The organism is Rhizobium sp. P2_G9 (genome assembly GCF_056403475.1).
The window spans coordinates 211,830-234,676 of record NZ_JBFUFK010000015.1 but is presented as its reverse complement, the minus strand read 5'-3'; the positions used below and the strand labels follow the sequence as shown (position 1 = coordinate 234,676).

At 60.5% G+C, this 22,847-nt stretch carries 25 protein-coding genes; 8 read left to right on the top strand and 17 right to left on the bottom strand.

The genetic code is table 11. The annotated features are described in order from the left end of the window. Nucleotides 1-46: 46 nt before the first annotated feature. Genes AC1DYF_RS15400 through flgF form a run of 3 tightly spaced genes read right to left on the bottom strand, consistent with a single transcriptional unit; the run spans nucleotide 47 to nucleotide 2,771 of the window. On the bottom strand, nucleotides 47-616 hold the full coding sequence (locus AC1DYF_RS15400; RefSeq protein ID WP_477877600.1) for a flagellar protein: 570 nt from the start codon (nucleotides 614-616) through the stop codon (nucleotides 47-49). Nucleotide 617: 1 nt separating this feature from the next. Then, a complete protein-coding gene (gene fliI, locus AC1DYF_RS15395; RefSeq protein WP_477877599.1) occupies nucleotides 618-2,024 on the bottom strand; it encodes a flagellar protein export ATPase FliI in 1,407 nt (468 codons plus the stop codon). Between the two features lie 21 nt (nucleotides 2,025-2,045). Then, nucleotides 2,046-2,771, bottom strand: coding sequence for a flagellar basal-body rod protein FlgF (gene flgF, locus AC1DYF_RS15390; RefSeq protein ID WP_477877598.1), 726 nt, complete (start codon nucleotides 2,769-2,771; stop codon nucleotides 2,046-2,048). 224 nt (nucleotides 2,772-2,995) lie between these two features. Between flgF and motA the strand changes: the two genes are divergently transcribed. The 6 genes from motA to AC1DYF_RS15360 all read left to right on the top strand — a co-directional run bounded on the left by motA (nucleotide 2,996) and on the right by AC1DYF_RS15360 (nucleotide 8,204). Further along, nucleotides 2,996-3,862, top strand: coding sequence for a flagellar motor stator protein MotA (gene motA / locus AC1DYF_RS15385; protein WP_477877597.1), 867 nt, complete (start codon nucleotides 2,996-2,998; stop codon nucleotides 3,860-3,862). A 19-nt stretch (nucleotides 3,863-3,881) separates the two neighbouring features. Next, nucleotides 3,882-4,817: a FliM/FliN family flagellar motor switch protein gene (locus tag AC1DYF_RS15380; RefSeq protein ID WP_477877596.1), complete on the top strand. Its 936-nt coding sequence runs from the start codon at nucleotides 3,882-3,884 to the stop codon at nucleotides 4,815-4,817. Nucleotides 4,818-4,901: 84 nt separating this feature from the next. Further along, nucleotides 4,902-5,549, top strand: a complete 648-nt coding sequence (gene fliN, locus AC1DYF_RS15375; protein ID WP_477877595.1) for a flagellar motor switch protein FliN — start codon at nucleotides 4,902-4,904, stop codon at nucleotides 5,547-5,549. Nucleotides 5,550-5,595: 46 nt separating this feature from the next. Next, nucleotides 5,596-6,630 (top strand): flagellar motor switch protein FliG, encoded by a 1,035-nt coding sequence (locus tag AC1DYF_RS15370; protein WP_477877594.1) that lies wholly within the window; start codon nucleotides 5,596-5,598, stop codon nucleotides 6,628-6,630. Between the two features lie 45 nt (nucleotides 6,631-6,675). After that, entirely contained in the window at nucleotides 6,676-7,761 is a 1,086-nt protein-coding gene (gene flhB / locus AC1DYF_RS15365) for a flagellar biosynthesis protein FlhB (RefSeq protein WP_477877593.1), read from the top strand. 2 nt (nucleotides 7,762-7,763) lie between these two features. Further along, entirely contained in the window at nucleotides 7,764-8,204 is a 441-nt protein-coding gene (locus AC1DYF_RS15360) for a hypothetical protein (protein ID WP_477877592.1), read from the top strand. Nucleotides 8,205-8,312: 108 nt separating this feature from the next. On the opposite strand, the gene visR is transcribed toward AC1DYF_RS15360, so the two are convergent. From visR to AC1DYF_RS15290, 14 genes are all read right to left on the bottom strand, one after another. Next, entirely contained in the window at nucleotides 8,313-9,056 is a 744-nt protein-coding gene (gene visR / locus AC1DYF_RS15355) for a transcriptional regulator VisR (RefSeq protein ID WP_477877591.1), read from the bottom strand. A gap of 3 nt (nucleotides 9,057-9,059) precedes the next feature. Then, nucleotides 9,060-9,776: a transcriptional regulator VisN gene (visN, locus tag AC1DYF_RS15350; RefSeq protein ID WP_477877590.1), complete on the bottom strand. Its 717-nt coding sequence runs from the start codon at nucleotides 9,774-9,776 to the stop codon at nucleotides 9,060-9,062. A 376-nt stretch (nucleotides 9,777-10,152) separates the two neighbouring features. Further along, nucleotides 10,153-11,859 (bottom strand): flagellar basal-body MS-ring/collar protein FliF, encoded by a 1,707-nt coding sequence (gene fliF / locus AC1DYF_RS15345; protein ID WP_477877589.1) that lies wholly within the window; start codon nucleotides 11,857-11,859, stop codon nucleotides 10,153-10,155. Nucleotides 11,860-11,953: 94 nt separating this feature from the next. Beyond that, entirely contained in the window at nucleotides 11,954-12,706 is a 753-nt protein-coding gene (locus tag AC1DYF_RS15340) for a hypothetical protein (protein WP_477877588.1), read from the bottom strand. A gap of 149 nt (nucleotides 12,707-12,855) precedes the next feature. After that, nucleotides 12,856-13,242 (bottom strand): chemotaxis protein CheT, encoded by a 387-nt coding sequence (gene cheT / locus AC1DYF_RS15335; protein WP_477877587.1) that lies wholly within the window; start codon nucleotides 13,240-13,242, stop codon nucleotides 12,856-12,858. A gap of 20 nt (nucleotides 13,243-13,262) precedes the next feature. Beyond that, the gene (gene cheD / locus AC1DYF_RS15330; protein ID WP_477877586.1) at nucleotides 13,263-13,814 is read right to left on the bottom strand and encodes a chemoreceptor glutamine deamidase CheD; all 552 of its coding nucleotides are present in this window, start codon (nucleotides 13,812-13,814) and stop codon (nucleotides 13,263-13,265) included. After that, nucleotides 13,811-14,200 carry a response regulator gene (locus AC1DYF_RS15325; protein WP_477877585.1) on the bottom strand — a complete coding sequence of 130 codons (390 nt, stop codon included), beginning with the start codon at nucleotides 14,198-14,200 and terminating at the stop codon, nucleotides 13,811-13,813. The genes cheD and AC1DYF_RS15325 overlap by 4 nt, the downstream gene beginning before the upstream one ends. After that, nucleotides 14,200-15,261, bottom strand: coding sequence for a protein-glutamate methylesterase/protein-glutamine glutaminase (locus AC1DYF_RS15320; protein ID WP_477877584.1), 1,062 nt, complete (start codon nucleotides 15,259-15,261; stop codon nucleotides 14,200-14,202). Before AC1DYF_RS15320 ends, AC1DYF_RS15325 begins: the two co-directional genes overlap by 1 nt. Beyond that, nucleotides 15,258-16,160 carry a protein-glutamate O-methyltransferase gene (locus AC1DYF_RS15315; RefSeq protein WP_477877583.1) on the bottom strand — a complete coding sequence of 301 codons (903 nt, stop codon included), beginning with the start codon at nucleotides 16,158-16,160 and terminating at the stop codon, nucleotides 15,258-15,260. The genes AC1DYF_RS15320 and AC1DYF_RS15315 overlap by 4 nt, the downstream gene beginning before the upstream one ends. Then, nucleotides 16,160-16,627, bottom strand: a complete 468-nt coding sequence (locus AC1DYF_RS15310; protein ID WP_477877582.1) for a chemotaxis protein CheW — start codon at nucleotides 16,625-16,627, stop codon at nucleotides 16,160-16,162. Before AC1DYF_RS15310 ends, AC1DYF_RS15315 begins: the two co-directional genes overlap by 1 nt. A gap of 29 nt (nucleotides 16,628-16,656) precedes the next feature. Continuing rightward, nucleotides 16,657-18,960 (bottom strand): chemotaxis protein CheA, encoded by a 2,304-nt coding sequence (locus AC1DYF_RS15305; RefSeq protein WP_477877581.1) that lies wholly within the window; start codon nucleotides 18,958-18,960, stop codon nucleotides 16,657-16,659. Nucleotides 18,961-18,974: 14 nt separating this feature from the next. Further along, nucleotides 18,975-19,340 carry a chemotaxis response regulator CheY1 gene (gene cheY1, locus AC1DYF_RS15300; protein ID WP_477877580.1) on the bottom strand — a complete coding sequence of 122 codons (366 nt, stop codon included), beginning with the start codon at nucleotides 19,338-19,340 and terminating at the stop codon, nucleotides 18,975-18,977. Next, a complete protein-coding gene (locus AC1DYF_RS15295) occupies nucleotides 19,340-19,633 on the bottom strand; it encodes an STAS domain-containing protein (protein ID WP_477877579.1) in 294 nt (97 codons plus the stop codon). Before AC1DYF_RS15295 ends, cheY1 begins: the two co-directional genes overlap by 1 nt. Nucleotides 19,634-19,775: 142 nt before the next feature. Further along, nucleotides 19,776-21,404, bottom strand: coding sequence for a methyl-accepting chemotaxis protein (locus tag AC1DYF_RS15290; RefSeq protein WP_477877625.1), 1,629 nt, complete (start codon nucleotides 21,402-21,404; stop codon nucleotides 19,776-19,778). Between the two features lie 663 nt (nucleotides 21,405-22,067). On the opposite strand from AC1DYF_RS15290, the gene AC1DYF_RS15285 reads away from it, so the two are divergent. Both AC1DYF_RS15285 and AC1DYF_RS15280 read left to right on the top strand, forming a co-directional pair. Further along, a complete protein-coding gene (locus AC1DYF_RS15285) occupies nucleotides 22,068-22,529 on the top strand; it encodes a YbaK/EbsC family protein (RefSeq protein ID WP_477877578.1) in 462 nt (153 codons plus the stop codon). A gap of 10 nt (nucleotides 22,530-22,539) precedes the next feature. After that, nucleotides 22,540-22,839 carry a helix-turn-helix domain-containing protein gene (locus AC1DYF_RS15280; RefSeq protein WP_477877577.1) on the top strand — a complete coding sequence of 100 codons (300 nt, stop codon included), beginning with the start codon at nucleotides 22,540-22,542 and terminating at the stop codon, nucleotides 22,837-22,839. Nucleotides 22,840-22,847: the final 8 nt, after the last annotated feature.

Below are 22,847 nucleotides of genomic sequence, written 5' to 3'. Positions count from 1 at the left end.
CCGGAAGCAGTGGCTTCCAGCCTCGTCCGCCGTCCCCGCTCAAAACTTATTTGCGCTTGCCGTCGCTGTCGTAAATGTCGCCCTTGTCTGTCAGCAGCGTCCACTGGCCGTCTTGTTCCTCGAACGAGGCAACCTTCGACTGATCGGGCAACGGCGAGCCGGGTTCGACCACATAGACGCCGTTCTCATCCTCGATCAGCGCCTTGCCTTTGGCGACATGCAGGAGATGGAAGCGGTTGCCGGGATTCGGGAAGGGCTGGTTGACCGCATCCGGGTCGCCCTTGATCTTCGTCTCGTCGAGGCCTGGCACCGTGCCAGTGAAGATCGGATCGCTGGCGTCCGGGTTCTTCGCCGCCACGCCATTGTTGGTGAAAGCGGTCGGTGTCTGGCTGAAGGTCTTGCGTTCGGACCAGCCGGGAAAGTTGCGCGAGATCATCGACACCGTGGCGCCGATGCCGAATTTGGCCGAATTGAAGAACACATACCAGGGGAAAAAGGCCGCCGATAGCGCCAGTGCCGCACCAGAATAGCCGATGATACGGTCAGCGGTCCAGAAGCGCTTGCGCTTCACTTCCTTTGCCGGCGCTACCGGCTCTGCGACGTCGGGTTCGATCATGTTACCTCTGCCTTAGGGCATTGCCAGCGGTCGCCTGGTTCTGCGCGGCGGCATTCTTGAGAGCCACCGCCATGTCGGCGAAGGCGTCGCGCGAGGGGCGCTCGCCGGGTGTCTGTTTCAGGACTTCGTAAATCGGCGGCACCTGCTTGACCGCCATGTCGAGATCGGGATCAGCACCCGGGCGGTAGCCGCCGATGAGCCGGAGATCACGCGTTTCCTCGTAGCGGTGGATCAGCGATTTGAGCCGCGACACCAGCTTTTCTTCGTCCGGTGTCCAGACTTTACGGGCCAGACGCGAGATCGAGGCCAGCGGATCGATCGGTGGGTAGCGGCCCTCCTCGGCAAGCGCACGGTCGAGAACGATATGGCCATCGAGAATGCCGCGGGTGGAGTCGGCGATCGGGTCGTTGTGATTATCGCCGTCGACCAGGATCGAGATGATCGCGGTGATGCTGCCGGTGCCTTCCGGTCCGGGACCGGCGCGCTCGAGCAATTTCGGCATCTCGGTGAACACCGAAGCGGGATAGCCGCGCGCCACCGGCGGCTCGCCCGATGCCGTCGCCACTTCGCGGATCGCATGCGCGAAGCGGGTGACGGAATCGACGATCAGCAGGACATTGTGGCCCTCGTCACGGAAATGTTCGGCGATGGTGATCGCCGATAGCGGCGCCATCTTGCGCAACATCGGGCTTTCGTCGGACGTCGCCACGACGGCCACGGATTTCTGGATATTGGCGCCGAGCGTATCCTCTATGAATTCGCGCACTTCACGGCCGCGTTCGCCAACCAGCGCGATCACCACCTTGTCAAAGGCGTCGGCCCGGGCCAGCATGGACAGCAGCGTCGATTTGCCGACGCCGGATCCGGCAAAGATGCCCAGACGCTGGCCAAGGCAAAGCGGCGAGAAAATATCGATGGCGCGTACGCCGGTCTTGAAGCCCTTGGAGACACGCTGCCGCGTCATCGACGGCGGCGCCATGTTGGAAATCGACCGCGCTTTCGGACCGTGATCGAGCGGGCCGAGACCATCGATCGGTTCGCCGAGCGAATTGATGGTGCGGCCGCACCAGCTGTCGGTCGGCGACAGCCGGAAGGCGCCGCGGCGCAGGATGAGATCGCCGATGCCGATCGGCTCGCCCGGCTCGATCGGGCAGACATAGGCGATATCGGGCTCGACCCGCACGACCTCGCCGAGATGCACGCCGGTCTTGCTCTGATGGGCGACGAATTCGCCAAGCCGCACATGCTGCGAAAGACCGCTGACCGTATAATGGCCGGCAGCGATCGTCTTCACCCGGCCGCCGTGATTGACGAGCGCGTCGGGGCGCATGAAGCGGCGGAGCACGCCGGCCAGGTCGGCCAGCCTGCGGTCCGCATCGCTTTCAGTTTCTTCATCGATCTCGACCATGTGCCGCAGACTCCGTCCCGATTACTTGGCGCCGCCGAGCGTCTTGATCGCGTCGTTCATCGAGCTCTCGCTGTTGCGCATGAGCTGCGAGACGTAATCGAAGTTGCGGGAGATATTGATCAACTGCGTCATCTGCAGGATCGGGTTGACATTGGCTTCCTCAACGAAGCCCTGCAGCACGCCGATCTTGGAATCGTTGACCACCGGCTCCGGCTGCTGGCCTGGGATGATCGCCGTATTGCCGACACGGGTGAAATTCGGGCCGATATTGGCGGTGAACAGGCCGAGTGTCGCCACGGGAGAGCCGTTCTGGTAGAGGATGCCGTCCTTGGAAACGTTCGGCGGGCCGGCTTGCGGATTGAGCTGGATCGGCGCGCCGCTGGCATCGAGGACCGGATAGCCTTCCAGCGTGACGATATCGCCGGTATCGAGCATAGAGAAGCGGCCATCCTTGGTGAGTGCACTGCCCTGCGGCGAATCCACCGAGAACCAGGCGTCGCCGCGGATGGCGAAATCGAGTGGATTGCCCGTCTGCGTAATGGCGCCGTTGTCGGTCGAGAGATATTCCTGGCCAGGCGAGACATAGTCGACTTTCGCGCCCTCGACGCGGGTCATGACGTCATCGAACTTGGTTTGCGTTGCCCTGAAGCCGACCGTGTTCATGTTGGCAAGGTTGTCGGCGAGGGTATTGAGGCGCTTTTCCAATGAAATCTGCGAGGAAAGTGCGACGTAGAGACCCGATTGCATTTCGGCTTTACCTCCGGCGGCCCGTCATGGACTGCGACATAGTAACGATCGATCTGCCAAACGGCACGCGTGCACGCACCCACTGACATGAAGCCAATCTGCGCGCATTTGCTTGTGCGAGGCTTTTGCCGCAAAGCCGTGGTTTTCCCGCCCCGAACAGGTTCACGCAAGGCAGGAAACGTATTCCGACAACAGTATTTCAGAGTGAGCTGGGGCGACGCAGCATGAATATCATTATCGGATTGGTCATCGTTTTCGGCTGTATCATAGGCAGCTTCATGGCAGGTGGCGGCCATGTCAGCGTGTTGTGGCAGCCTTACGAATTCATCGTCATCATCGGCGCCGGCATCGGCGCCTTCATCGCCGGCAACCCGCTGAAAGTCATCAAGGACTCCGGCAACGCAATGGGCGAAGCCTTCAAGAACGCCGTGCCGAAGGACCGCAACTATCTCGACACGCTCGGCGTGCTCTACGCCCTGATGCGCGACCTGCGCACCAAGTCGCGCAACGAGATCGAAGCCCATATCGACAATCCGGACGAATCCTCGATCTTCCAGACCGCGCCGACCATCCTGAAGAACAAGGAATTGACCGCGTTCATTTGTGACTATGTGCGCCTCATCATCATCGGCAATGCACGCAGCCACGAGATCGAAGCGTTGATGGATGAGGAAATCCAGACCATCGAGTACGATAAGATGAAGTCCTACAACGCGCTGCAGAACATGGGCGATGCCTTCCCGGCCATCGGCATCGTCGCCGCCGTTCTCGGCGTTATCCACGCCATGGGCGCGATCACCGAACCGCCGGAAGTTCTCGGCCACCTGATCGGCGCGGCGCTTGTCGGTACGTTCACCGGTATTCTCGTGTCCTACTGCATCGTCAATCCGCTCTGCTCGATGATCAAGTCCGTGCGGACCAAGCAGAATCGGCTATATGTGATCGTCAAGCAGACGCTGATCGCCTACATGAACGGCTCGGTTCCGCAGGTGGCGCTCGAATATGGCCGCAAGACGATTTCTTCTCACGAACGCCCCTCCATCGACGCCGTCGAACAGGAAATGATGAATCCCGGCGGGCAGGCAGCCTGATGAATAAAGGGAAAAAGCAATGACTGCTCAGGTCCCGTCCATCGATCCGCAGATTTTCGCTTTGCTGACCGGCCAGCTCGGTTCACGCCAGGCGGTCGGCAAAATCTGCAGCGAATTCGGCCAGGTGCTCGGCGCCTTCCTGCCCGACCTCGTTGAGCTCGAATCCCAGCTGAAGCTCGACTTCTCCTATGAAGGCTGCACGACCGGCTACAAGAACGATCTCATCGCCGATCTCGACGAATACATGATTCTGGTCGACGGCTCGCTCAAGAACTGGTGCCCCGATTTCACCATCGCCTGCTCCACGACCGTGATCATGGCGATGGTCGAGTGCCTGATGGGCGGCGACAAGACTGTGATCGTCGAGCCAGAAGCGCGGCCGGCCTCCTCGATCGAGCTCGAAATGGCGCCGATGGTCACCGACAAGATCGCCTCGGTGATCAAATCGGCGGTCAACGCGCCGGGCAATTACGAGCCCCTGCTTTCCAAGCCCTATAATGCCGCCAAGCGCCCCAAGCCGGCCGACGACTATGTCGACATGCATGCGGCGCAAATCCGCATGAAGGTGGAATTCGGCGCTGTGGTCAGCGAGTTTTCGGTGATCATCCCGCAGAAGACGCTGCTGAAGACAGTGGTCAAGGCCCCCGTGGCGGTCACCGCCGGTGCGAAGAACGGCCCCGACTGGAGCGATATTCTCAAAGAGCAGGTGCATCGCTCGGAAGTCCGGGTCGAGGCGCGCATCCATCTCACGCCGCTCAAGCTCGGCTCGATCGCCAAGCTGCAGCCAGGGGACGTGATCCCGTTCCTCGATGCCGGCGACGTCCATGTCCAGGTCGCCGCCAATGGCCGCGATCTCTATTCCTGCGAATTCGGCCGCTCCGGCGACCAATATACCGTCCGGGTGAAAGAAACGGCAGGCTCGGAGGAGGATCTTCTCCGTGACCTGCTCGGCTAAGCGTCGATCCGATCGGCATCCTGCCGACCACCACCTTTTGTTGAAGAAAAGCCTTGCGCAAGTTTGAACTGGAATAGTCATACTATGGCACCCAAGACAGCAAAGACACCAGACGCACCCGACCTCGGCGACAACAATGACGAGCTCGACCAGGCTATCAACGACCTGCGCGGCGTGTTGAAGGCCGACGCCGACGGCGCCCCAGCTTCAGCCGGCGATTTCGGCATGGATTTTCCGGCAACCTCAGAAGCGTCGAGCGATTTCGGCTCGGGCTTCGATGCCGACCCGGCCTCCGAAGCGACGAGCGATTTCGGCGGCGCTTCGGATTTTGGCGGCAGCAGCGATTTTGGCGGCGGCAGCGATTTCGGCTCCGGTTTCGGCGGTGGCGATTTCGACGAAGCCGCTTTCGGCGGCGCGCTGCCGAACGCTTCGGCGCAGTCCTCATCCTTCTCGGCGAGCGAGCCGGGCAGCGGCATGCAGGCCAACATGAACCTGATCATGGACATCCCGATCGATGTCCAAATCATCCTCGGCTCAAGCCGGATGCAAGTCTCCAGCTTGATGAATCTCACCGAGGGTGCAATCATCTCGCTGGATCGGCGAATCGGTGAACCTGTGGATCTCGTCGTCAATGGCCGGCTGATCGGCCGCGGCGAGATCACTGTGATGGAAGACGACGAGACCCGTTTCGGCATTCGCCTCCTTGAGGTGAAAGCGGTTGCGAAATCCTGAGTTATAGTTCGTAATAAACCGGAATGATTCCGGGGAGACCGTCGAAATGTTTGACTTCGACAATTTTGGCGAGACTGCGCTCACCAGCAATCTGAGCCCGCCGGACAAGGCTGCTGCAGTGTTGCTGGCCATGGGCAGGCCGATTGCCGGCCGCTTGCTGAAATATTTTACCCAGGCTGAATTGCAGGCCATTATTCATTCCGCGCAGCGGCTGCGGCAGATCCCTCCCCAGGAACTGATCGAACTGGTCAACGAATTCGAGGACCTGTTCACTGAAGGCGCTGGCCTGATGGACAATGCAAAGGCGATCGAAGGCATCCTCGAAGAGGGCCTGACGCCGGACGAAGTCGACGGCCTGCTGGGCCGACGCGCCGCTTTCCAGGCCTATGAAGCGTCGATCTGGGACCAGCTCGAAAGCGCCGATCCGAAATTCGTTGCCAAATACCTGATCGACGAACATCCGCAGACCATTGCCTATGTGCTATCGATGATTCCCTCTTCCGCCGGCGCCAAGGTGCTGATGGAAATGCCGGAACGTCGCCGCGCCGACATCCTCAACCGTACGGTCAACCTCAAGGAAGTCAGCCCAAAGGCTGCGCAGGTGATCGAAAACCGGGTGATGGATATCCTGCGCGACCTCAACACCGAGCGCAATGCGACCGGCACGGTCAAGGCGGCTGAACTGATGAACGAACTCGACAAGCCCGATGTCGAGGCGCTGCTCGATTCGCTCGAGGCACTCAGCAAGGAAGCGGTGCAGAAGGTGCGGCCGCGCATCTTCCTGTTCGAAGACTTGCTGACCATGCCGCAAAAGAGCCGCGTCCTGCTGTTCAACGACATTGCCGGCGATGTCATCACCATGGCGCTGCGCGGCGTCGCGGCCGATATTCGCGAGGCTGTGCTGTCGGCCATCGGCGCCCGCCAGCGGCGCATGATCGAACAGGACCTCGGCGCACCCGATACGGGTGCCACGCCGCGCAACATTGCGATTGCCCGCCGTTCGATCGCCCAGGAAGCCATTCGTCTCGCGGCCAACGGCCAGATCGAGCTCAAGGAACCAAACGGCGCGGCAGCCGCCTGACGGTTGACGGTCTGAGAGCACGCTCTAACGTGAGGACCGACGCTCATGGCTGACGGTGCTGATAAAGAAAGTAAAACAGAAGCCCCTACCCAGAAACGTTATCTGGAAGCGGCGGAGAAGGGCAATGTGCCCTTCTCGCGCGAAATCACAGTCTTCGCCTCGACGCTGGGCATTTACATCTATCTCGTTTTCTACCTGCCCTCCGGCGTTGCCCATCTCTGGGATACGCTGAAGAGCCTGTTCGAGAAGCCGGACCAATGGCGTTTCGAGACCGGGCCTGATGTCGTGGCGCTGTTCATGCGTCTTGGCTGGGAATCGACGGCGATCGTGGCCCCTGCCTTCATCCTGATGGCGACCTTCGGCGTCGGCGCCTCGGTGTTACAGAACCTGCCGAGCCCGGTGCTCGAGCGTATCGCGCCGAAATTCTCGCGCCTCAATCCAGTCTCCGGCTTCCAGCGCATCTTCGGCCTGCCAGGCTATGTCGAGTTCGGCAAGTCACTGGTCAAGGTGTTGGTTGTCGGGACGGTGGTCGTGCTGACGCTCAAGACCGAGTACTTCAAGTCGCTCGATGCAATGTTCTCGGACCCCTATTTTCTGATGAGCAAGCTGAGTTCCGACGTCCGGACAATCCTGCTGATCGTGCTGATCGCGTCGGGCGTCGTCGGTATCACCGACTATTTCTGGACCCATCATCAATGGTTCACCGAGCTGAAGATGACCAAGGAAGAGGTCAAGGAAGAGCGCAAGCAGATGGATGGCGACCCCATCATCAAGCAGCGCCAGCGCTCATTCGCCCGTGACCTCGCCCGCAAGCGCATGATGGCCTCGGTGCCGCGCGCCACGCTGGTCATCGCCAACCCGACGCACTTCGCGGTCGCGCTGCGTTATGTCCGCGAGGAGGATGCGGCACCGGTGGTGATCGCCAAGGGCCAGGATCTGATCGCGCTCAAGATCCGTTCCATTGCCGAAGAAAATGGGATCCCGGTCTTCGAGGATCCACCGCTTGCGCGTTCCATGTTTGCGCAAGTCTCCATCGATAGTGTGATTCCGTCGGTCTTCTACAAGGCGGTCGCCGAACTTCTGCAGAAGATCTACGCATCGAAGAGCACGAAGAGACGGATCAACGGATAGCAATGAAAAAATGCACCTATTCTGCCGAGCGCGAGAAAATCGTGGCGGAAGCGCTTCGCCCTATCGCCACCGAGTTGCGGCTGATCGATGCCGCCGACCTCGTCTCGTTGCTCAGGTATGAACGCTGGGGGAATCTGGCCGATCTCGTCTCATCGGCAGCGGAACTCTATTTCCTGCCCGGAACCGTGCGTTTCGGCGTCGGCGGCGATTATCATCTCGACTGGAACAGCCAGCCGGAAATCCTGCTCGACCTCGAGATCAAGCCTGAAGGCGTCAGCATCTACGCCAAGCTGTCGCTGACCGACGAACTCGCTGGCCTGGAAATCTCGCACATCGCCTTCCAGGACCCCTCCCCTGACCAGGACATCAACACCGCTTTCCTGGCCGAAAGCCTGCAGAAGGCGCGCTTCGTCGTGCCGCCACCGATAGCCAGCCTCAACTAAGGCGCGTCGCGTTTTTTAAATTCGGCTCCAGGCGCTTTAGTTCTTTGTTTTTTGCATGTCTCCCGAAACCGGTGACCACTTTCGGGAGACATGCGCTAAAAACTGCGATCAGGCGATATAGCCGAGGCGGATCGCCTTGGCGATCGCCTGGATGCGGTTGACGGAATCGAGCTTCACCGTCGCTGAGGCGAGGTAGGCGTTCACCGTATGCACCGAGAGTCCGAGCTGGCCGGCGATCTCCTCGCTGACCAGGCCGTCACCGGCGAGCTGCAAGCAGGCGATCTCGCGATTGGAGAGCACCTCATCCGGCGCCGAACGGCGCTCGTCGAGCACGAGCAGGTCCATCATCATCTGATGGCTGCGGGCGTGCAGGTCGATGATGATCTCACTGGTGATATCGAGATAGTTGGCGGCGAACACGGTATAGCCGTTGCCCATCGATCCCAGGCGGACCGGCAGCGCGATACCGCAGACCGGCAGGACCCGGTTCTTCAGGCGCATGACAAAGGCGGAGAAATCCGGCGTCTCCGCCGTCTGCGTGTCTTCCTTGCCATTCCATAAGAGCGGCAGCGACGAGACTTCGAGATGCTCGAGCAATGTCGGGCCATAAACGTCGAGGATGGAAGAGGCGCCAACTTCGCTGTCGCTGGGGAAATTGTCGAGGATGCAGGTCAGCTTGCGGCGGCTCGGCAGACCGGAATTGTTGGTCTTGAGGACGGCAAAATTGCGCGCATGGGCGAAGCGCTGCATCGCCACCAGGCGGGGAAAGAAATCCGAGCGGCTGACAGCCTTCATCTGCCGCTTTGTCGGTTCAGCGAAGCTTTTGGATTCCCGGGCACGGCTTTCAGTCATCAGCTAAACCAGATTGTGGCGGACCGCATAGGCGATCGCCTCCGAGCGCGTCCTCGTGGCGGTCTTGCGCATCACGCTGGTGATGTAATTGTTGATCGTATTTTTCGAAATACCAATAATGGTGGCAATTTCGTCGCTGGTCTTGCCCTCAGCGATCCAATAAAGGCATTCAAGCTCCCGATCGGTCAGGTCCATGTCCCGCGACGTGCGCGTCGTATCCTGGAAGAGCAGGCTGGCGAAATAGCTCGCGAGTACCCCCGTCTCCCTGAGACGCTGCTGCGACAGGATGACATCCGTCGGGCAGATAAACATCAGGACGTAGCGGTTGCGGCCGGAATTGAAGATGATTGTGCAATATTCGCGGCTGGAGCCTGCCGGCAATTCGCTTTCTTCCGGCAGCATCGAAAAGGCCGGATGCAGCGTCGACAGGCACTTGTCGAGCTCGGTCGTGCGCGAAAGCTGCGTGATCAGCTCGATACCACGCTTGCAGACAAGATCGAACGGCCAGTCGGACGAGATGACGTTGTCGAGGCCATTCTCGCTATTGAGCTCGTGGCGCGCCAGCAGATAGCCGTCGGCACCGACATAGTTCGCCAGGACACGCAAGCCGGCGGAGACATCAGCCGCCTCAGCGCTCGCCCTGAGACGCTCGATCAATTGCTCGGCCGATAAGGGGCGCCGGGCTGCCGCAGCCGGGGGGATTGCCGGCACTTCCTGCATGTCTCTGTCCAGTTTCGCGCTTGCCACAAAATCACCCAATAGACGGCGCTTCTGCTCAATAGACCGGCAAATGTTCGCAACGAGTGGCGAAATCTTAGTTTGGTCGTTCGAACCGGTACCTATTGATGGAATGTGCTGATTCGTCGCGAAATACAAATAATTATTATCCAAAATCGATCGGAACGGTGTTCGAACAAGTCTCCGTAACAGGAGTGCACGGTTCTCCAACGAAAAGGTAGAAATCTAATACCTATTTTGACAGCGGTATTTTTTTAGTATTTCGCTACGTCTTGGCTCATTATACTTGCGATCAAAAATACATTGCGCCGACGATGGATCGCCGGCGCAAGCATTGCTTGTTCTGAAACTGTGCGGATCAGCCGACCTTTTCCGGGATCGCCCATTTGCGCAGGATCTTGGCAGCACGCTCTTCGCTGATCTCGACCATGCGCGTGAGGCGGCGTTCCGGGCCTTCCTTGACGCGCTTGGCGATGCCGCTGCCATCGTCCTCGCCGGAGAGAAGGTCGTCGGTCGAGTCGAAGCCGAAGTCCGAACCGAAACCTTCCATGAGGGCCGAGCCAGGCCCGCCCATCGGCGGCGAGAAGTCCGGTAGTTCGAGGCCGGCGGTCTCGCCCGTGGGCAGGGTCGCCGGGGCACCGATGCCGGCAGCGGCCATTTCAGGTCCGCCGATAGCCTTGATAAGCGGCCGGAAGCCCAGCCAGACGATCAGGAAAGCAACCAGGACGAAGGCGCCGGCATTGATCATGCTGCCCATGTTGCGCATGAAGACATCCATGAAGGATTCGCCTGATGATGCCGTGTCCTGAAGCAGTTCATTTTCAAGGAAATTGACAGAGGAGACGTTGACCACGTCGCCGCGCTTGCCATCGACGCCGACGGCCGACGAGACGATCGCCTGCATCTGCGCCAGGAAGGCGTCATACTTGGTCTGGTCGAAGGGCGAGCCGATCAGCTTTTCGACACGGCCGCGGTTCAGCACGACGGCGATCGACAGCTTGTCGATCGTATAGCCGTTGCGCACCGTGGCGACAGTCTTCTGGTTGATCTCGTAATTGGTCTGCTCTTCCTTCTTATTGTTGGAGTCGGATGACTTCGGACCCGTCGTGGTACTCTGGTTGCCCTGCGGCACGTTCTGTTCGACAGTGGTCGCCTGATCGGCGTTCTGCTGTTCCGATTTCTGGTCTTCCTTGGTCGTGCGTACCGAGCGCTCGACTTTGGAATCCGGATCGAAAGTGGTTTCCTGGGTCTGCTGCGCGTCTGTATTGAGCTTGGCAGTCACCGAGGTGCGGAAATTGTCCATGCCGAGGAACGGCGCCAGCGCATTGTCGATCTTGCCTTCCATTTCGGTCTGCAGGTTCTGCTCGACGCTCAGCGAGCGGTTGAGCGCGCTGTTGGATGGATCGTCGCCGGAAGCCAGGAGCTGGCCGGCTGAATCGAGGATGGTCACGTCATCGACCGAGAGCCCCGGGACTGCTGCCGCGACGAGATGTCGGATGGAGGTTGCGGCCTGCCGGCCGGTCTGCTGCGATGCCCGGATCATGACCGAAGCGGTCGGCTTCTGCTCCTGCTGGCGAAAGGAGCCGCGGTCTGCCATGACGATATGAACGCGAGCGGAGCTGATGCCGTCGATGGTCTGGATGGTGCGGGCGATTTCGCCTTCCAGCGCGCGGACCCGGGTGACTTCCTGCATGAAGGAGGTGAGCCCCAGCGAGCCGACATTGTCGAACAGCTCATAGCCGGCATTGGTCGAACTCGGCAGCCCCTTCTGGGCAAGCATCAGGCGGGCTTTGCCCGTCATGCCGACAGGCACCTGGAGCGACGTGCCGTCGGTGCCGACCTTGAAGTCGACGCCGTCCTCGGCGAGCGCGATGCTGATCTGGTTGAGGTCAGCGGTTTCGAGACCGACATAGAGCGTCTCGTAGCCCGGCCGGTTGACGTAGTAAGTGCCCACCAGGATGACCAACAGCGTGACCGCGCCGACGATGCCGAGCGCGATGAGGCGCCCCATTCCCAGTTGGGTCAGGTTCTTCAGGATTGCCGTGAGCTGATTCAACAGATTCATTCTGTTCTCGCAAGATTGTGCAAAGCCAAGCCTGGGGCATATCATTCCCCGCTCGCACCCTACGCAGCCAAGCTTGCGCGAAGGTTTTCGTTTTTCAGCTCAGAGCTGGATTCGGGATGCCTTTGCCGAGGCTGCAATTTTCCGGCGGTCGGCCCATAAGCCGTTCCTCATACCAGTCGACCCATGCGTCCCAGCGCCTATGCCGCGCAGATGGCAACCCGCGAAACGTTCCTATGAGCTCCGACAATTCGGGCTGTTCGGTTTTGATGTCGATATTCGTCCCCCAGGCCGGCGCCATGGCAAGCGCCTGTGCGGCAGTTCCGGCCTCGACCAGACCAATGTCGGCGTCGAGCGCCTGCCAGAAGACGGCCTGACGCGCTGATGCCAGCGCAGGGTCAACAATTGCGGAAAGCGCCGAGCACGCCGTATAGGCGATTTCACCTGCCGGTCGACCCGTCGTCGCGTCACTGATGGCGTAGACCGCATAGACCGAGCCTGCGGGAGCAAGCGCGAAGGTGTCGCCGTGATCACGCAAGCCTTTGTTCTGGAGACCGGAGACGATGGAGGCCGCCCTCGCAGACGAAACAAAGGCAATGTTTCGAAGCCTCGAAGCATTCACGGCATCGATCGAGGAAAGCCACAGCGCGGATGAAGCGCGGGCGATGGACCGCGTCAGCCCCTCACGCCAGCTATCCTTGCCGTCCGGCTTGCCAGACATGGCGCGGAGGCCTGGAAGCACCCGCAGCGCCATTCTCATCGTCAAGACGGGTGACAAGGCGGCTTCTTGTCCTGAATCCAGGCGATAGAGCCACTGCTCGAAGTCTGTGCCGCCGCGGATCCGACTCATCTATACCTGCCTTCAGTTGCGTCGGCTGACGTGACCTGGACAATGCCACTCAAAATGAGGAGAGTCTATGAAAGGCAGGAAGAGACTGGCTTGCTTTAACTGCGCCGAAGAATTTGGCTGCGGCAAATTCTTCGAACAGACTTTTTTAATTAAAACAGGTCGAAATCGCCGACGGCGCGGGTGATGGGTTGCGAATGGCCATGGCGCAGGCCGCCGGCCAGCGCCTTCTGCATGTCGGCGAGCTTGACCAGATTGAGCGCGGTTGTGACGTCGACGAGAATCTCTTCGGGAATGGCCGCGGTCACCGTGTCGATGAATTCGGCAAGGCCGCGCGCCTTCTGAACGGCCAGGTCGATGCCCTGCATGACCATCATGCGGTCGGCGGTGTCGAGTATGCCACCTTCGGCATTGGTCAGAAACGGCTCGATGCGTTCAATCAGATAGGCGACATCATGCAGCTCGGACACCACACGCATCAGAACTTCGGGAAGCGACTCCTCGGTTGGGGTCAAGTGCGACGCGAGACTGGACTGCATAAGATTGACCCTTTTTGAACTCAGAAGAACTCGATTGAACTTTCGGCGGGCTTCGGCGTGGAAACGGTGCGGGTTTCCAGTTGCACGGTGCGCTGCGTTTCAGCGCCGTTCAACGCATATTGACGGGCGCGGCCGGAGACCGGCCAGAATTCCAACTTGCGGCCGGCGTCACCGCCGGTCGATCCACCGACGAGCTTGATGCCTTCGTCGCGTAGAAACTGCGTGGCGAAATCGGCGTTCTGCTGGCCGACATTGGAGAAGGAGGCGATCGTCTTGGCGCCGCCGAAAATCTTGGCCTCCAGCCGGTCGCGGCGGGCGCCCTGTTTCAACAGACCATTGATCAAGAGTTCCATGAGATGCACGCCGTAGCGCGAGACATCGCCGCCCTGGGCCATGGCTTCAACCGAGCCGGGCAGGAGAAAGTGGTTCATGCCACCGATGCCGGCCGTCGGGTCGCGCAGACAGGCCGCGACGCACGAGCCCAGAACCGTCGACAAAACGACATCAGGATCCTTTGAAACTTTCCACTCGCCTTGGATAACGTGCTGTCGGCGGAAGCCATCCGTGTTCATTTGAGCGACCCGAACACGGCTTCGATAGCAGCCTTCATCTTGTCGATGGTGAAGGGTTTGGCGAGCACGTTGTTGGCGCCGAGACTGGCGGCCTTCTGGACCAGCGCCCGGTCACCCTGTGCTGTGAGGATGATGAACGCCGCCTTTTTGGTGGTCGGGTTGGCTCGAACCGCCTGAAGGAAGTTGATGCCATCCATCTTCGGCATGTTGAAATCCGAGATCACCAGGTGGTGTGGCTGCTCGGCCATGATCTTCATGCCCTGCTCGCCGTCGCCCGCCGAGGTGATCTGCTTGAAGCCCAGCTGGGTCAAGGCGTCGCTCAACAGTAGGCGGCTCGTTACCTGGTCGTCCACGATAAGGACTTTGATCTTCTCAGCGATAGACATTAGTCACTTCCTTCTTTACGCGCGGCCGTAAGTTTCAATATTTCTTCTCCGATGCCGCCGAGAGGCAGCTGCGTTTCCACAGCGCCGATCTCGAACGCCACACGGGGCATTCCGTACACCACGCAAGTCTTCTCGTTCTGCCCGACGGTGCGGGCGCCCGCGTGACGCATCTTCAACAGACCCGTAGCCCCATCCCGCCCCATGCCGGTGAGGATCACTCCTACGGCATTGCGACCGGCGAGCTCGGCCACAGAGTCGAACAACACATCCACTGACGGCCGATGTCCGTTGACCGGCGGCTTTTCGATCAGCCGGATCGTCGGAGCATGGGGATTGGCCACGGCCATATGCCGTTCCCCGCCGGGCGCCAGGTAGATGCGACCGATCTCGAGCCTTGCGCCGTCGGTCGCTTCATTGACCTGGGGTGCGCAAAGTCGATTCAGCCTTTCCGCGAAACTCTTGGTGAATGTCGGCGGCATATGCTGAGTGATGACGGTCGGAGGGCAATTAACCGGAAACTTCTTAAGAACTTCTATCAATGCCTCGACGCCACCCGTCGAAGAGCCGATTGCGACGATCTTTCGGCCGACGCGATACTCCGAAGCCACATTCGCATTGGCTGGCGACGTCGGCTGTGCCTGCGGCGTGCGTGTGTACTGATGGCGATAGCTCGACTTGGCTGCCGCCTTGACCTTCTCGATCAGTTCGTGGAACGGGCGCGAGTCACCCGGCGCCGGCTTGCCGATGCAATCGAAGGCGCCGATCTCCAACGCGGAGATCGAGGCTTCGGCGCCGCGATGGGTCAGCGACGAGACCATGATCACCGGCATCGGCCGCAGCGTCATGATCTTTTCGAGGAATTCGAGGCCGTTCATGTTCGGCATCTCGATGTCGAGCGTCACGACGTCGGGGTTGAGCTCCTTGATGGCGGCGCGCGCTTCCATGGCATCGCTCGCCTGACCGACGACGCTGACATCCGGATCGGAATTGAGCACCGCAGAAATCAGTCCCCGCATGGTCGCGGAGTCGTCAACCACAAGAACTCTCGCTGGTGACATCATGTCCTCCTTCCGCCGGCCTTGCCGATGAACTTGTAGGTGGTGATGCCGGTATTATCGAACAGCGCCTTGGCTTCACCCGATACACGCTCGGAATGACCGATGTAGAGATGACCGCCCTCGGGCAGCAGTTCCGAGAAACGCGACCAAATGCGCATCTGGGTCGGCTCGTCGAAATAGATCACCACGTTGCGGCAGAAGATCACGTCGAACTTGCCCTTGAACGGCCAATTGGCCATCAGGTTGAGCTCGTTATAGGTGATCAGCCGCTTGACGGCGTCGGTGACCTGCCACTTTTGCTTGCCGTCGACGACGACCTGCTGGAAATATTGCTTGCGCATCGCCGGGCTGACGGTTTCCAGCGAGGCCTCGTCATAGGCGCCGAGCCGGGCGGCGGCCAGGATCTTCGGGTCGATGTCGGTCGCCAGGATCTTGAAATCGTAGTCGGCAATGTTGGGCAGCACGGAAAGCGCGGTCAGAGCGATCGAATAAGGCTCCTGGCCGTCCGATGACGCCGCCGACCAGATGCGAGCCCGGCCGCCGGCCTTGACGCGGGATACGAGACCCGGCAGCACTTCAGTCCTCAGATGGTCGAAGTGATGGTTCTCGCGGAAGAAGCGGGTGAAGTTGGTGGTGAGAAAAGACAGCATCTCGCGGCGTTCGGCTGCCCCCGCCTGCGAGGAAACCAAATCGCAATAAGAGCGGAAATCCTTGAGGCCAAGCTGGCGGATATGCTTGGAGAGACGCGAATAGACGAGCGAGGCCTTCGTCTCGTTGAGGTAGATGCCGGCGTCGGAATAGATCATCGCAGCAATGTCGGCGAGATCCTTGCGGGTCAGCGGGAATTCTCCTCCGGCGAGGATTTCCTCCTGACTGCGGCGCGGGTCCAGGGCAAGGCTCATCAGGCAGCTTCACTTTCGGTTTGCGGGAAGATGGCCTCGAGCTCGACAAGGCAGATCATGCGATTCTCAAGAGCAATGATGCCGCGCGCGAACGACTTTTCGAGGTCGGAGGCGACTTCCGGTACGGGTTGGACGTTATCGTCGGTGATCGTCAGAATATCGGAAACGCCATCGACCAGCAGGCCAACCATGGTCTCGCGTACCTGAACGACGATGATGACATGCCGAGCGGTCGGCGCGGCCGGCTTCATACCCAACCGCGCGGAGAGATCGACGATCGGCAGCACGACGCCGCGGAGGTTGATCACGCCCATCATGTAATTGGGCGAGTGGGGCATGGGAGTTGCCGTCGTCCAGCCGCGAATCTCGCGGACAGCCATGACATTCACGGTAAATTCCTGCTCGCCGATCCGGAAAGCGATAAGCTCGCGGCCGCCTTGCGATATGGATTTTGCGGTGTACGTCATGCCGGCTCGCTCCAACTCCTACGCTTTATTTACCCAACAGCTGCAAGTGCGCCGTCTATCTTCAAACCCTGCCCCCGCGATGCGGCGACCACCGAGTCCACGTCGAGGATGAGCGCCACGCGCCCGTCGCCGAGAATGGTTGCCGCGGCGATGCCCGGCACATGGGTATAGTTTGCCTCAAGACTCTTAATAACCACCTGACGCTGGCCCTGAATCGCATCGACCATCAGCGCACGCTGGCCGCCGCCTTCGGATTCGACCAGAAGGGCGACACCATCCACCGGATTGGCGGCATTGGCGCGGTAGTTGAGGATGCGGCCGACATCGACAAGCGGGCAGAAGGAGTTGCGGATGGCGATCAGTTTCTGCGACGCGCCGAAGGAGTGGATGGCCGACGCCTCCGGCTGAAGTGTTTCGACGATGGCCGTCAGCGGCACGACCAGTGTCTGGTTGGCGACCGTGACCACCATGCCATCGAGCACGGCGAGCGTCAGCGGCAGGCTCATGATGAAGCTGGAGCCATGGCCCGGGCGCGACTGGATGGAGATGCGGCCGCCGAGTGCCTGGATCGAACGCTTGACGACGTCCATGCCGACGCCACGGCCCGACACGTCGGAGATCTTGTCGGCTGTCGAAAAGCCCGGCATGAAGATGATGTTGTCGATTTCCTCGTCCGACAGGTTGGCGTCGGCAGGGATGAGGTCGTTGTCGATCGCCTTCTGCTTGACCTTTTCGCGGTTGATGCCGGCGCCGTCGTCGGAGAGTTCGATGACGATGCGGCCGGAACGGTGCTTGGCGGTCAGCTTGACCGTGCCTTCCGGGTTCTTGCCGGCCGCCTTGCGCTTTTCGGGCGATTCGAGACCGTGGTCGACGGCGTTGCGGATCATGTGGGTCAGCGGCTCGGCAAGCTTGTCGATGACCGTCTTGTCGACTTCGGTGTTTTCACCTTCGGTGACCAGGCGGACCGACTTGCCGACCATGTCGGCGACTTCGCGGACGATACGCGACATGCGCTGGAAGACAGGCTTCACCGGCTGGGCGCGGATCGCCATGACCGAATCCTGGATCTCGCGGGTGAGCTGCTGCAGCTCGTCGAGCCCCATATTGATGCCTTGGGTACCGCTCTGGTCGTTCTCGATGACGCTCTGAGCCAGCATGGCCTGGTTGATGACAAGTTCGCCCACCAGATTGATAAGGCGGTCGACGCGGTCGAGATCGACGCGGATGGTCGGGTTGCCGCCAGCGTCGCCACCCTTGGCGGCAGCCGCTTCGCGCTTTTCCGCCGGTGCTTCGCGCGGCGTGGCGGCCTTGGCGGAGATTGTCTCGCTGGCTGCGACTTCCTGGGCAGCCGTGGCGGCGAGCAGGGCCGAGGCGGCTTCCTCGTGGTTCTCTTCCTGCTCAACCGCCATAATCGGCTCTTCGTCGAGCATCGCCAGGTCGAACGGCACCGGCTGCATCGGCAGCTCTTCGTCGCTGCCCGCATGGGCGTCCGGTGCGTCGTCGAGTGAGCGGATTTCGAGTTCGCAATCCCATTCGGCGAATTCGAAGACCTGGCGGATACCGTCCTCGCCCTTTTCCGTGGCGATGTGGATCTTCCAGGAGAAATAGGCTGCTTCCGGGTCCATGTCCGTAAGCGACGGCAGTGCGGACATGTCGCAATGGATGCTCATGTCGCCGAGGCGGCGCAGGTCGCGCAGCAGGAGAGCTGCGTCGTTGCCCTTGGAATAGAGGTCCGAGCGGGGCTTGAAGATGACTTCGAACGACGGTGCGCCTACAGCCTCTTCATCGCCGCCGAAATCGTCGAATGAGAAGGGAACGGGCTGGAAACCGCTATCGTCGGTCGGCTTCGGCGTCGCCTCCGGTGCGGCAGCCTTTGGGGCGGGTGCAGCTGCCGCCGGCTTCGGAGCAGGTGCCTTGGCAACCGGTTCGGCGGAACCTCCAGAGGGCGCTTCGCCACGGGCGAGCGCTTCGAGATCCTTGACCAGGCCGGTGGTGCGGCTCGGGTCGACCTTGCCGCCGTCACGGGCGGCATTGGTGAGGTCGGCGAGCACGTCGGCCGACTTCAGCATGACCTTCATCACATCCGGACCCGGATCGAGCTTATTGGAACGAACGCAATCCAGAGTCGTCTCGAACACGTGGGCAAAGGCCACGAGATCGTCAAGACCGAAGGCGCCGGCGCCGCCCTTGATCGAATGAACGGCCCGGAACACGGCATTGACCGTCTCCGAATCCGTCTCGCCGTCATTCATCTTGAGCAGACCGGATTCCAGTTCAGCGAGCTGTTCCTCGCACTCCTGGAAGAAGATCTCTTTGATTTCGTTCATATCCATAGGAGTAATTCCCGTTAGGCGGTTACGCGCTCAATGGCATCGATAAGCTTGGTAGGATCGAACGGCTTGACGATCCAACCGGTCGCGCCGGCCTGGCGGGCGCGATTCTTCTTTTCCGCATCACTTTCGGTCGTCAGGACAAGGATCGGAATCGCCCGGTATTTATCATTTCGGCGCACGCCTTCGATGAAGCCGAAGCCATCGAGACGGGGCATGTTGATGTCGGTGACGATGACGTCCGGATTGCACTGTTCCAAGACTTCAAGGCCCTCGACGCCATCCTCGGCCTGGATCGTTTCGAAACCGGCATTGTTGAGGGTGACCAGCAACATGTTCCGGATCGTTCTGGAATCGTCGACTGTCAGAACTTTCTTCTTCATTATTTGCTCTCCTTTGCGAGCAGATGGTCGTAGTTGACGCCGATGAGCTGCATGGTTTTCGCCATGGCGTCAGACATTTTGGAGAAGGTGAAAGAGTGCTGCTCTTCCTCCCAGCTTTTAGCCGCGGACATCAGAACCTGAACGCAGAGCGCTCCGGCCCGTTCGACGGGCGAGGCATCGATGCTGACATTGCTGCCCCTGAGGGCCATGAGCTTGCCGTGAAGGGCCTGGGCCTCGTTGAGGTCCAGCACCTTTTCCAGGCTCAATTTCTTTGCTGCTGATTTGCCAGTCATATGATGATCCCTGATTGCCTGGTCCTCGGGACCAGGTTCGTCCTGTCAATCGTCTGCCGGGGACCGGCATGAAGAAGTTCATCGGCGCCCCGCCATCTTCCGAACCGAAGGCGATCCATCGCCATCCGTCCATTCCGCACGCTCATCTGACACCTCCGACCATCCTGGGCAGGACGGCATCGCCGGAGATATCGTCAAACATCGGCGGAATGGCTGCGACGACTGCCGCGGACGGCAAGGGCGTAATGCCCGCGTCCACCGGCCGCGCCGGTCTTTGAGGATAATTTTCGAGGCGGAACCGGCGGATCATGTCGCCAAGCTCATCGATTGTCGTCTTGATGTCGCCGGACTGCGTCAGCGTCTCGCGCGCGGCTTCCGCGCAACGCATCAGATCGTCGCCGACCGTACCGGCCGATTTCGACACCATCGCCACGCCGTCGGCCGCTTCCTTCGTCTCGCGGGCCAGGCCGGCGACCGCGTCGTTGATGGCGGCGACCTGTTCGGCGATGTCGCCGATGGCGGACTGCGTCTTCGTCACCATGGCGACGCCGCTGTCGACCTGCACCTTGGTGCCGGTCACCAGGTCCTTGATCTCGCGTGCCGCCTCGGCAGAGCGCTGCGCCAGTGCCCGGACTTCCTGGGCGACGACGGCAAAGCCGCGACCGGACTCGCCGGCGCGTGCGGCTTCGATACCGGCATTGAGCGCCAGCAGATTGGTCTGGAAGGCGATCTCGTCAATCACGCCAATGATCTGGCCGATCTTCTCGGCGGACTTCTCGATATCGGTCATGGCGTTCATCGCCTGGCCGGCGACGGTGCCGCTGTCGATTGCCGCCGCACGCGCCTTGCCGGAAGCCGTTTCAGCGCCACGGGCGCTGGCGGCGGTCATGCCCACCTTGGCGGCAATACCATCGATCTCCGTGACGATGCCGGCCAATGCCGCAGCCGACTGGCTATTGCGGCTTGCAAGGGTATCGGCGGAAAGAGCGATCCGGCCGGAGGCATGACTTAACCGCTCGGTATTGCTTTTCGACGACGCGAGGGATGTCGATATTTCAGTCAGCGCCGCCGTCAGGCTGTCGGCGATATCGCGATAATCCTCGGGGACATCCAGCGCGACCGGTGTGGAGAAATCCTTTTCGGTCAGGCGCTCAGCAACCTGGGAGAGGATGGCGCGCGTCTCGATTCTGTGCTTGTCGGCTGCTGCCGACAACGACTGCTGATGACTGAGGCGGACTTCGTTGAAGCGCAGCGAGGTCGAAATTTCGAGATCGACCATGACCGCGCGGATCAAGGCACGCAGGAGATCGGTGAGCTTTTCACGCACGCGACCGCCGGTGCTGAACATCGAGTTCGGCCAGAACTCGTCAAGCAGCCCCGCCACCAGATGTTCGAGCACCACGGAATGGCCGGCGATGTGCCAGCGCGGATCGAGGCCGATGCGGCTCTCGGTATCGGACAGAACCTTGACCCGCTCGGCATAGAGGCTGTCGAAGCGGGCATCGGTGAGCACGTCCCAGTGCGACTGGGTGAGATCGTAGAGGCGGTCGATCTGGGCTTCGCTCTGAAAATTGCGGGCGGCGTCGGGAAAGGTCTGCAGGCGCTGGAAGAGGTCGCGCAGCGCCAGTTTCACATGCGGCAGCAATTTGCTGCGGCTGTCGCGGACGAGTGCGGTCTGCTCGGCGTCAAGAGCGGCAAAGCGCAGCCGGCTCGCGAGGCCACCGCCATCGCGCCGCTCCTTTTCCGCCTGTCCTGCCGCCTCTACCAAAATCGATCCCCGTCAAAACGCACGACGCCAGCCGACGGGCTGACATGCCCCTCACACAACTCCAGGCGGACATGCGCCGCACACCCTCGGCCAAGAGAGCGGCCAGCGCGGCAAATCCGGGCCTTGGAGGCCAAATTTCCAGTGAATTCCGGGCTTTGCATACCGGGACGACGAAGCGGCATCATGCCTATGGATTGGCACACCAATCCCATTCCGGCGTAATACCCATGTTTATGGTTAATTCCTTGCCTGAAGGTTAACGGGGGGTAGAAACATAGCGTAATCAATAAATAAAGTTTGTCGGTAAACTTTGATTAGCCTCTTTGCGAGACCCTCCTGAACCGCGCGGTAAGCCAGGGACAAGTCAATCGCGCTAGCTCAACCTGGCAAAATGACTATGACGTCATGCGAGGTATGAGCAATGATTGTTCTCGGGCTGAGCGCAACGCTTTTCGCCACCTGCACTTTGGCAGCATTCTCCCTTCTTCTGAATATCGACTTTGGCCGAAAGGCTGCGGGTAGCCGTATTTTCTAACGAAGCCCTATCTCAAGATCGATACTGCCTTATGCATGAATGCGCCGGTCTCATGGATTGGCGCATTCGGTTATTTGGGCTATAGGGCAAACTATATCTTCCGATGCATTCCTTCCTGCCGGCAGTGATCCATGAGCGTCCAATCCGTCAAAGCCTTCTTCGCCGAACATGCGCCTGATCTTCATGTCATAGAACTCGATGTCTCGACGGCCACCGTCGGAGAGGCGGCGGCCGGGCATAATGTCGAACCCGGCCAGATCGCCAAGACGCTCGCAATCCGCATCGGCGACGAGGTCGTGCTGCTCGTTGCCAAGGGCACGTCGCGGCTCGACAACAAGAAGTTCAAGACGCAATTTTCCGCCAAACCGCGCATGCTGGGCCTCGACGAAGTCGAACACGAAACCGGGCATCCGGTCGGCGGCGTCTGCCCGTTCGGGCTCGCAAAACCGCTCAAGATCTATTGCGACGTGGCGCTGAGGGAATATGACGAAGTCGTGCCGGCGGCGGGTGGCACCAAGGCGGCTGTCAGGATTGCTCCCGAGCGCATCGCCGTGCTGACAAAAGCCGAATGGATCGATGTCTGCGAGCACTGAGGAGAGCGTGATGATTACCTATTCGCAGTGCCGAGCCGCCAGGGCGCTTACCGAGATCACCTGCGATATGCTCGCAGAGCGTTCGGGCGTAGATGCCGCTGACATTGCCGATTTCGAGCGCAAGCTTGTCGAGCTCGACGACGCGAGCATCCAGAAACTGCAAACGGCGCTCGAGAGCTTCGGCGCGCAGTTCATCGCCGAGAATGGCGGCGGTATCGGCGTCCGGCTGAAATTCACGCAAAGCGAATCCCGGCGCTTGCAGTCGCTCGAAAATGAAGGCGGCACTGCCGGCGACGACGAGGTTCCCTGAAAGAAGCA

What these genes read in the sequence shown, in the direction of transcription:
- AC1DYF_RS15400 (WP_477877600.1), bottom strand. Translation starts at nt 616, where the DNA reads ATGATCGAACCCGACGTCGCAGAGCCGGTAGCGCCGGCAAAGGAAGTG.
- fliI (WP_477877599.1), bottom strand. Translation starts at nt 2,024, where the DNA reads ATGGTCGAGATCGATGAAGAAACTGAAAGCGATGCGGACCGCAGGCTG.
- flgF (WP_477877598.1), bottom strand. Translation starts at nt 2,771, where the DNA reads ATGCAATCGGGTCTCTACGTCGCACTTTCCTCGCAGATTTCATTGGAA.
- motA (WP_477877597.1), top strand. Translation starts at nt 2,996, where the DNA reads ATGAATATCATTATCGGATTGGTCATCGTTTTCGGCTGTATCATAGGC.
- AC1DYF_RS15380 (WP_477877596.1), top strand. Translation starts at nt 3,882, where the DNA reads ATGACTGCTCAGGTCCCGTCCATCGATCCGCAGATTTTCGCTTTGCTG.
- fliN (WP_477877595.1), top strand. Translation starts at nt 4,902, where the DNA reads ATGGCACCCAAGACAGCAAAGACACCAGACGCACCCGACCTCGGCGAC.
- AC1DYF_RS15370 (WP_477877594.1), top strand. Translation starts at nt 5,596, where the DNA reads ATGTTTGACTTCGACAATTTTGGCGAGACTGCGCTCACCAGCAATCTG.
- flhB (WP_477877593.1), top strand. Translation starts at nt 6,676, where the DNA reads ATGGCTGACGGTGCTGATAAAGAAAGTAAAACAGAAGCCCCTACCCAG.
- AC1DYF_RS15360 (WP_477877592.1), top strand. Translation starts at nt 7,764, where the DNA reads ATGAAAAAATGCACCTATTCTGCCGAGCGCGAGAAAATCGTGGCGGAA.
- visR (WP_477877591.1), bottom strand. Translation starts at nt 9,056, where the DNA reads ATGACTGAAAGCCGTGCCCGGGAATCCAAAAGCTTCGCTGAACCGACA.
- visN (WP_477877590.1), bottom strand. Translation starts at nt 9,776, where the DNA reads ATGCAGGAAGTGCCGGCAATCCCCCCGGCTGCGGCAGCCCGGCGCCCC.
- fliF (WP_477877589.1), bottom strand. Translation starts at nt 11,859, where the DNA reads ATGAATCTGTTGAATCAGCTCACGGCAATCCTGAAGAACCTGACCCAA.
- AC1DYF_RS15340 (WP_477877588.1), bottom strand. Translation starts at nt 12,706, where the DNA reads ATGAGTCGGATCCGCGGCGGCACAGACTTCGAGCAGTGGCTCTATCGC.
- cheT (WP_477877587.1), bottom strand. Translation starts at nt 13,242, where the DNA reads ATGCAGTCCAGTCTCGCGTCGCACTTGACCCCAACCGAGGAGTCGCTT.
- cheD (WP_477877586.1), bottom strand. Translation starts at nt 13,814, where the DNA reads ATGAACACGGATGGCTTCCGCCGACAGCACGTTATCCAAGGCGAGTGG.
- AC1DYF_RS15325 (WP_477877585.1), bottom strand. Translation starts at nt 14,200, where the DNA reads ATGTCTATCGCTGAGAAGATCAAAGTCCTTATCGTGGACGACCAGGTA.
- AC1DYF_RS15320 (WP_477877584.1), bottom strand. Translation starts at nt 15,261, where the DNA reads ATGATGTCACCAGCGAGAGTTCTTGTGGTTGACGACTCCGCGACCATG.
- AC1DYF_RS15315 (WP_477877583.1), bottom strand. Translation starts at nt 16,160, where the DNA reads ATGAGCCTTGCCCTGGACCCGCGCCGCAGTCAGGAGGAAATCCTCGCC.
- AC1DYF_RS15310 (WP_477877582.1), bottom strand. Translation starts at nt 16,627, where the DNA reads ATGACGTACACCGCAAAATCCATATCGCAAGGCGGCCGCGAGCTTATC.
- AC1DYF_RS15305 (WP_477877581.1), bottom strand. Translation starts at nt 18,960, where the DNA reads ATGGATATGAACGAAATCAAAGAGATCTTCTTCCAGGAGTGCGAGGAA.
- cheY1 (WP_477877580.1), bottom strand. Translation starts at nt 19,340, where the DNA reads ATGAAGAAGAAAGTTCTGACAGTCGACGATTCCAGAACGATCCGGAAC.
- AC1DYF_RS15295 (WP_477877579.1), bottom strand. Translation starts at nt 19,633, where the DNA reads ATGACTGGCAAATCAGCAGCAAAGAAATTGAGCCTGGAAAAGGTGCTG.
- AC1DYF_RS15285 (WP_477877578.1), top strand. Translation starts at nt 22,068, where the DNA reads ATGAGCGTCCAATCCGTCAAAGCCTTCTTCGCCGAACATGCGCCTGAT.
- AC1DYF_RS15280 (WP_477877577.1), top strand. Translation starts at nt 22,540, where the DNA reads ATGATTACCTATTCGCAGTGCCGAGCCGCCAGGGCGCTTACCGAGATC.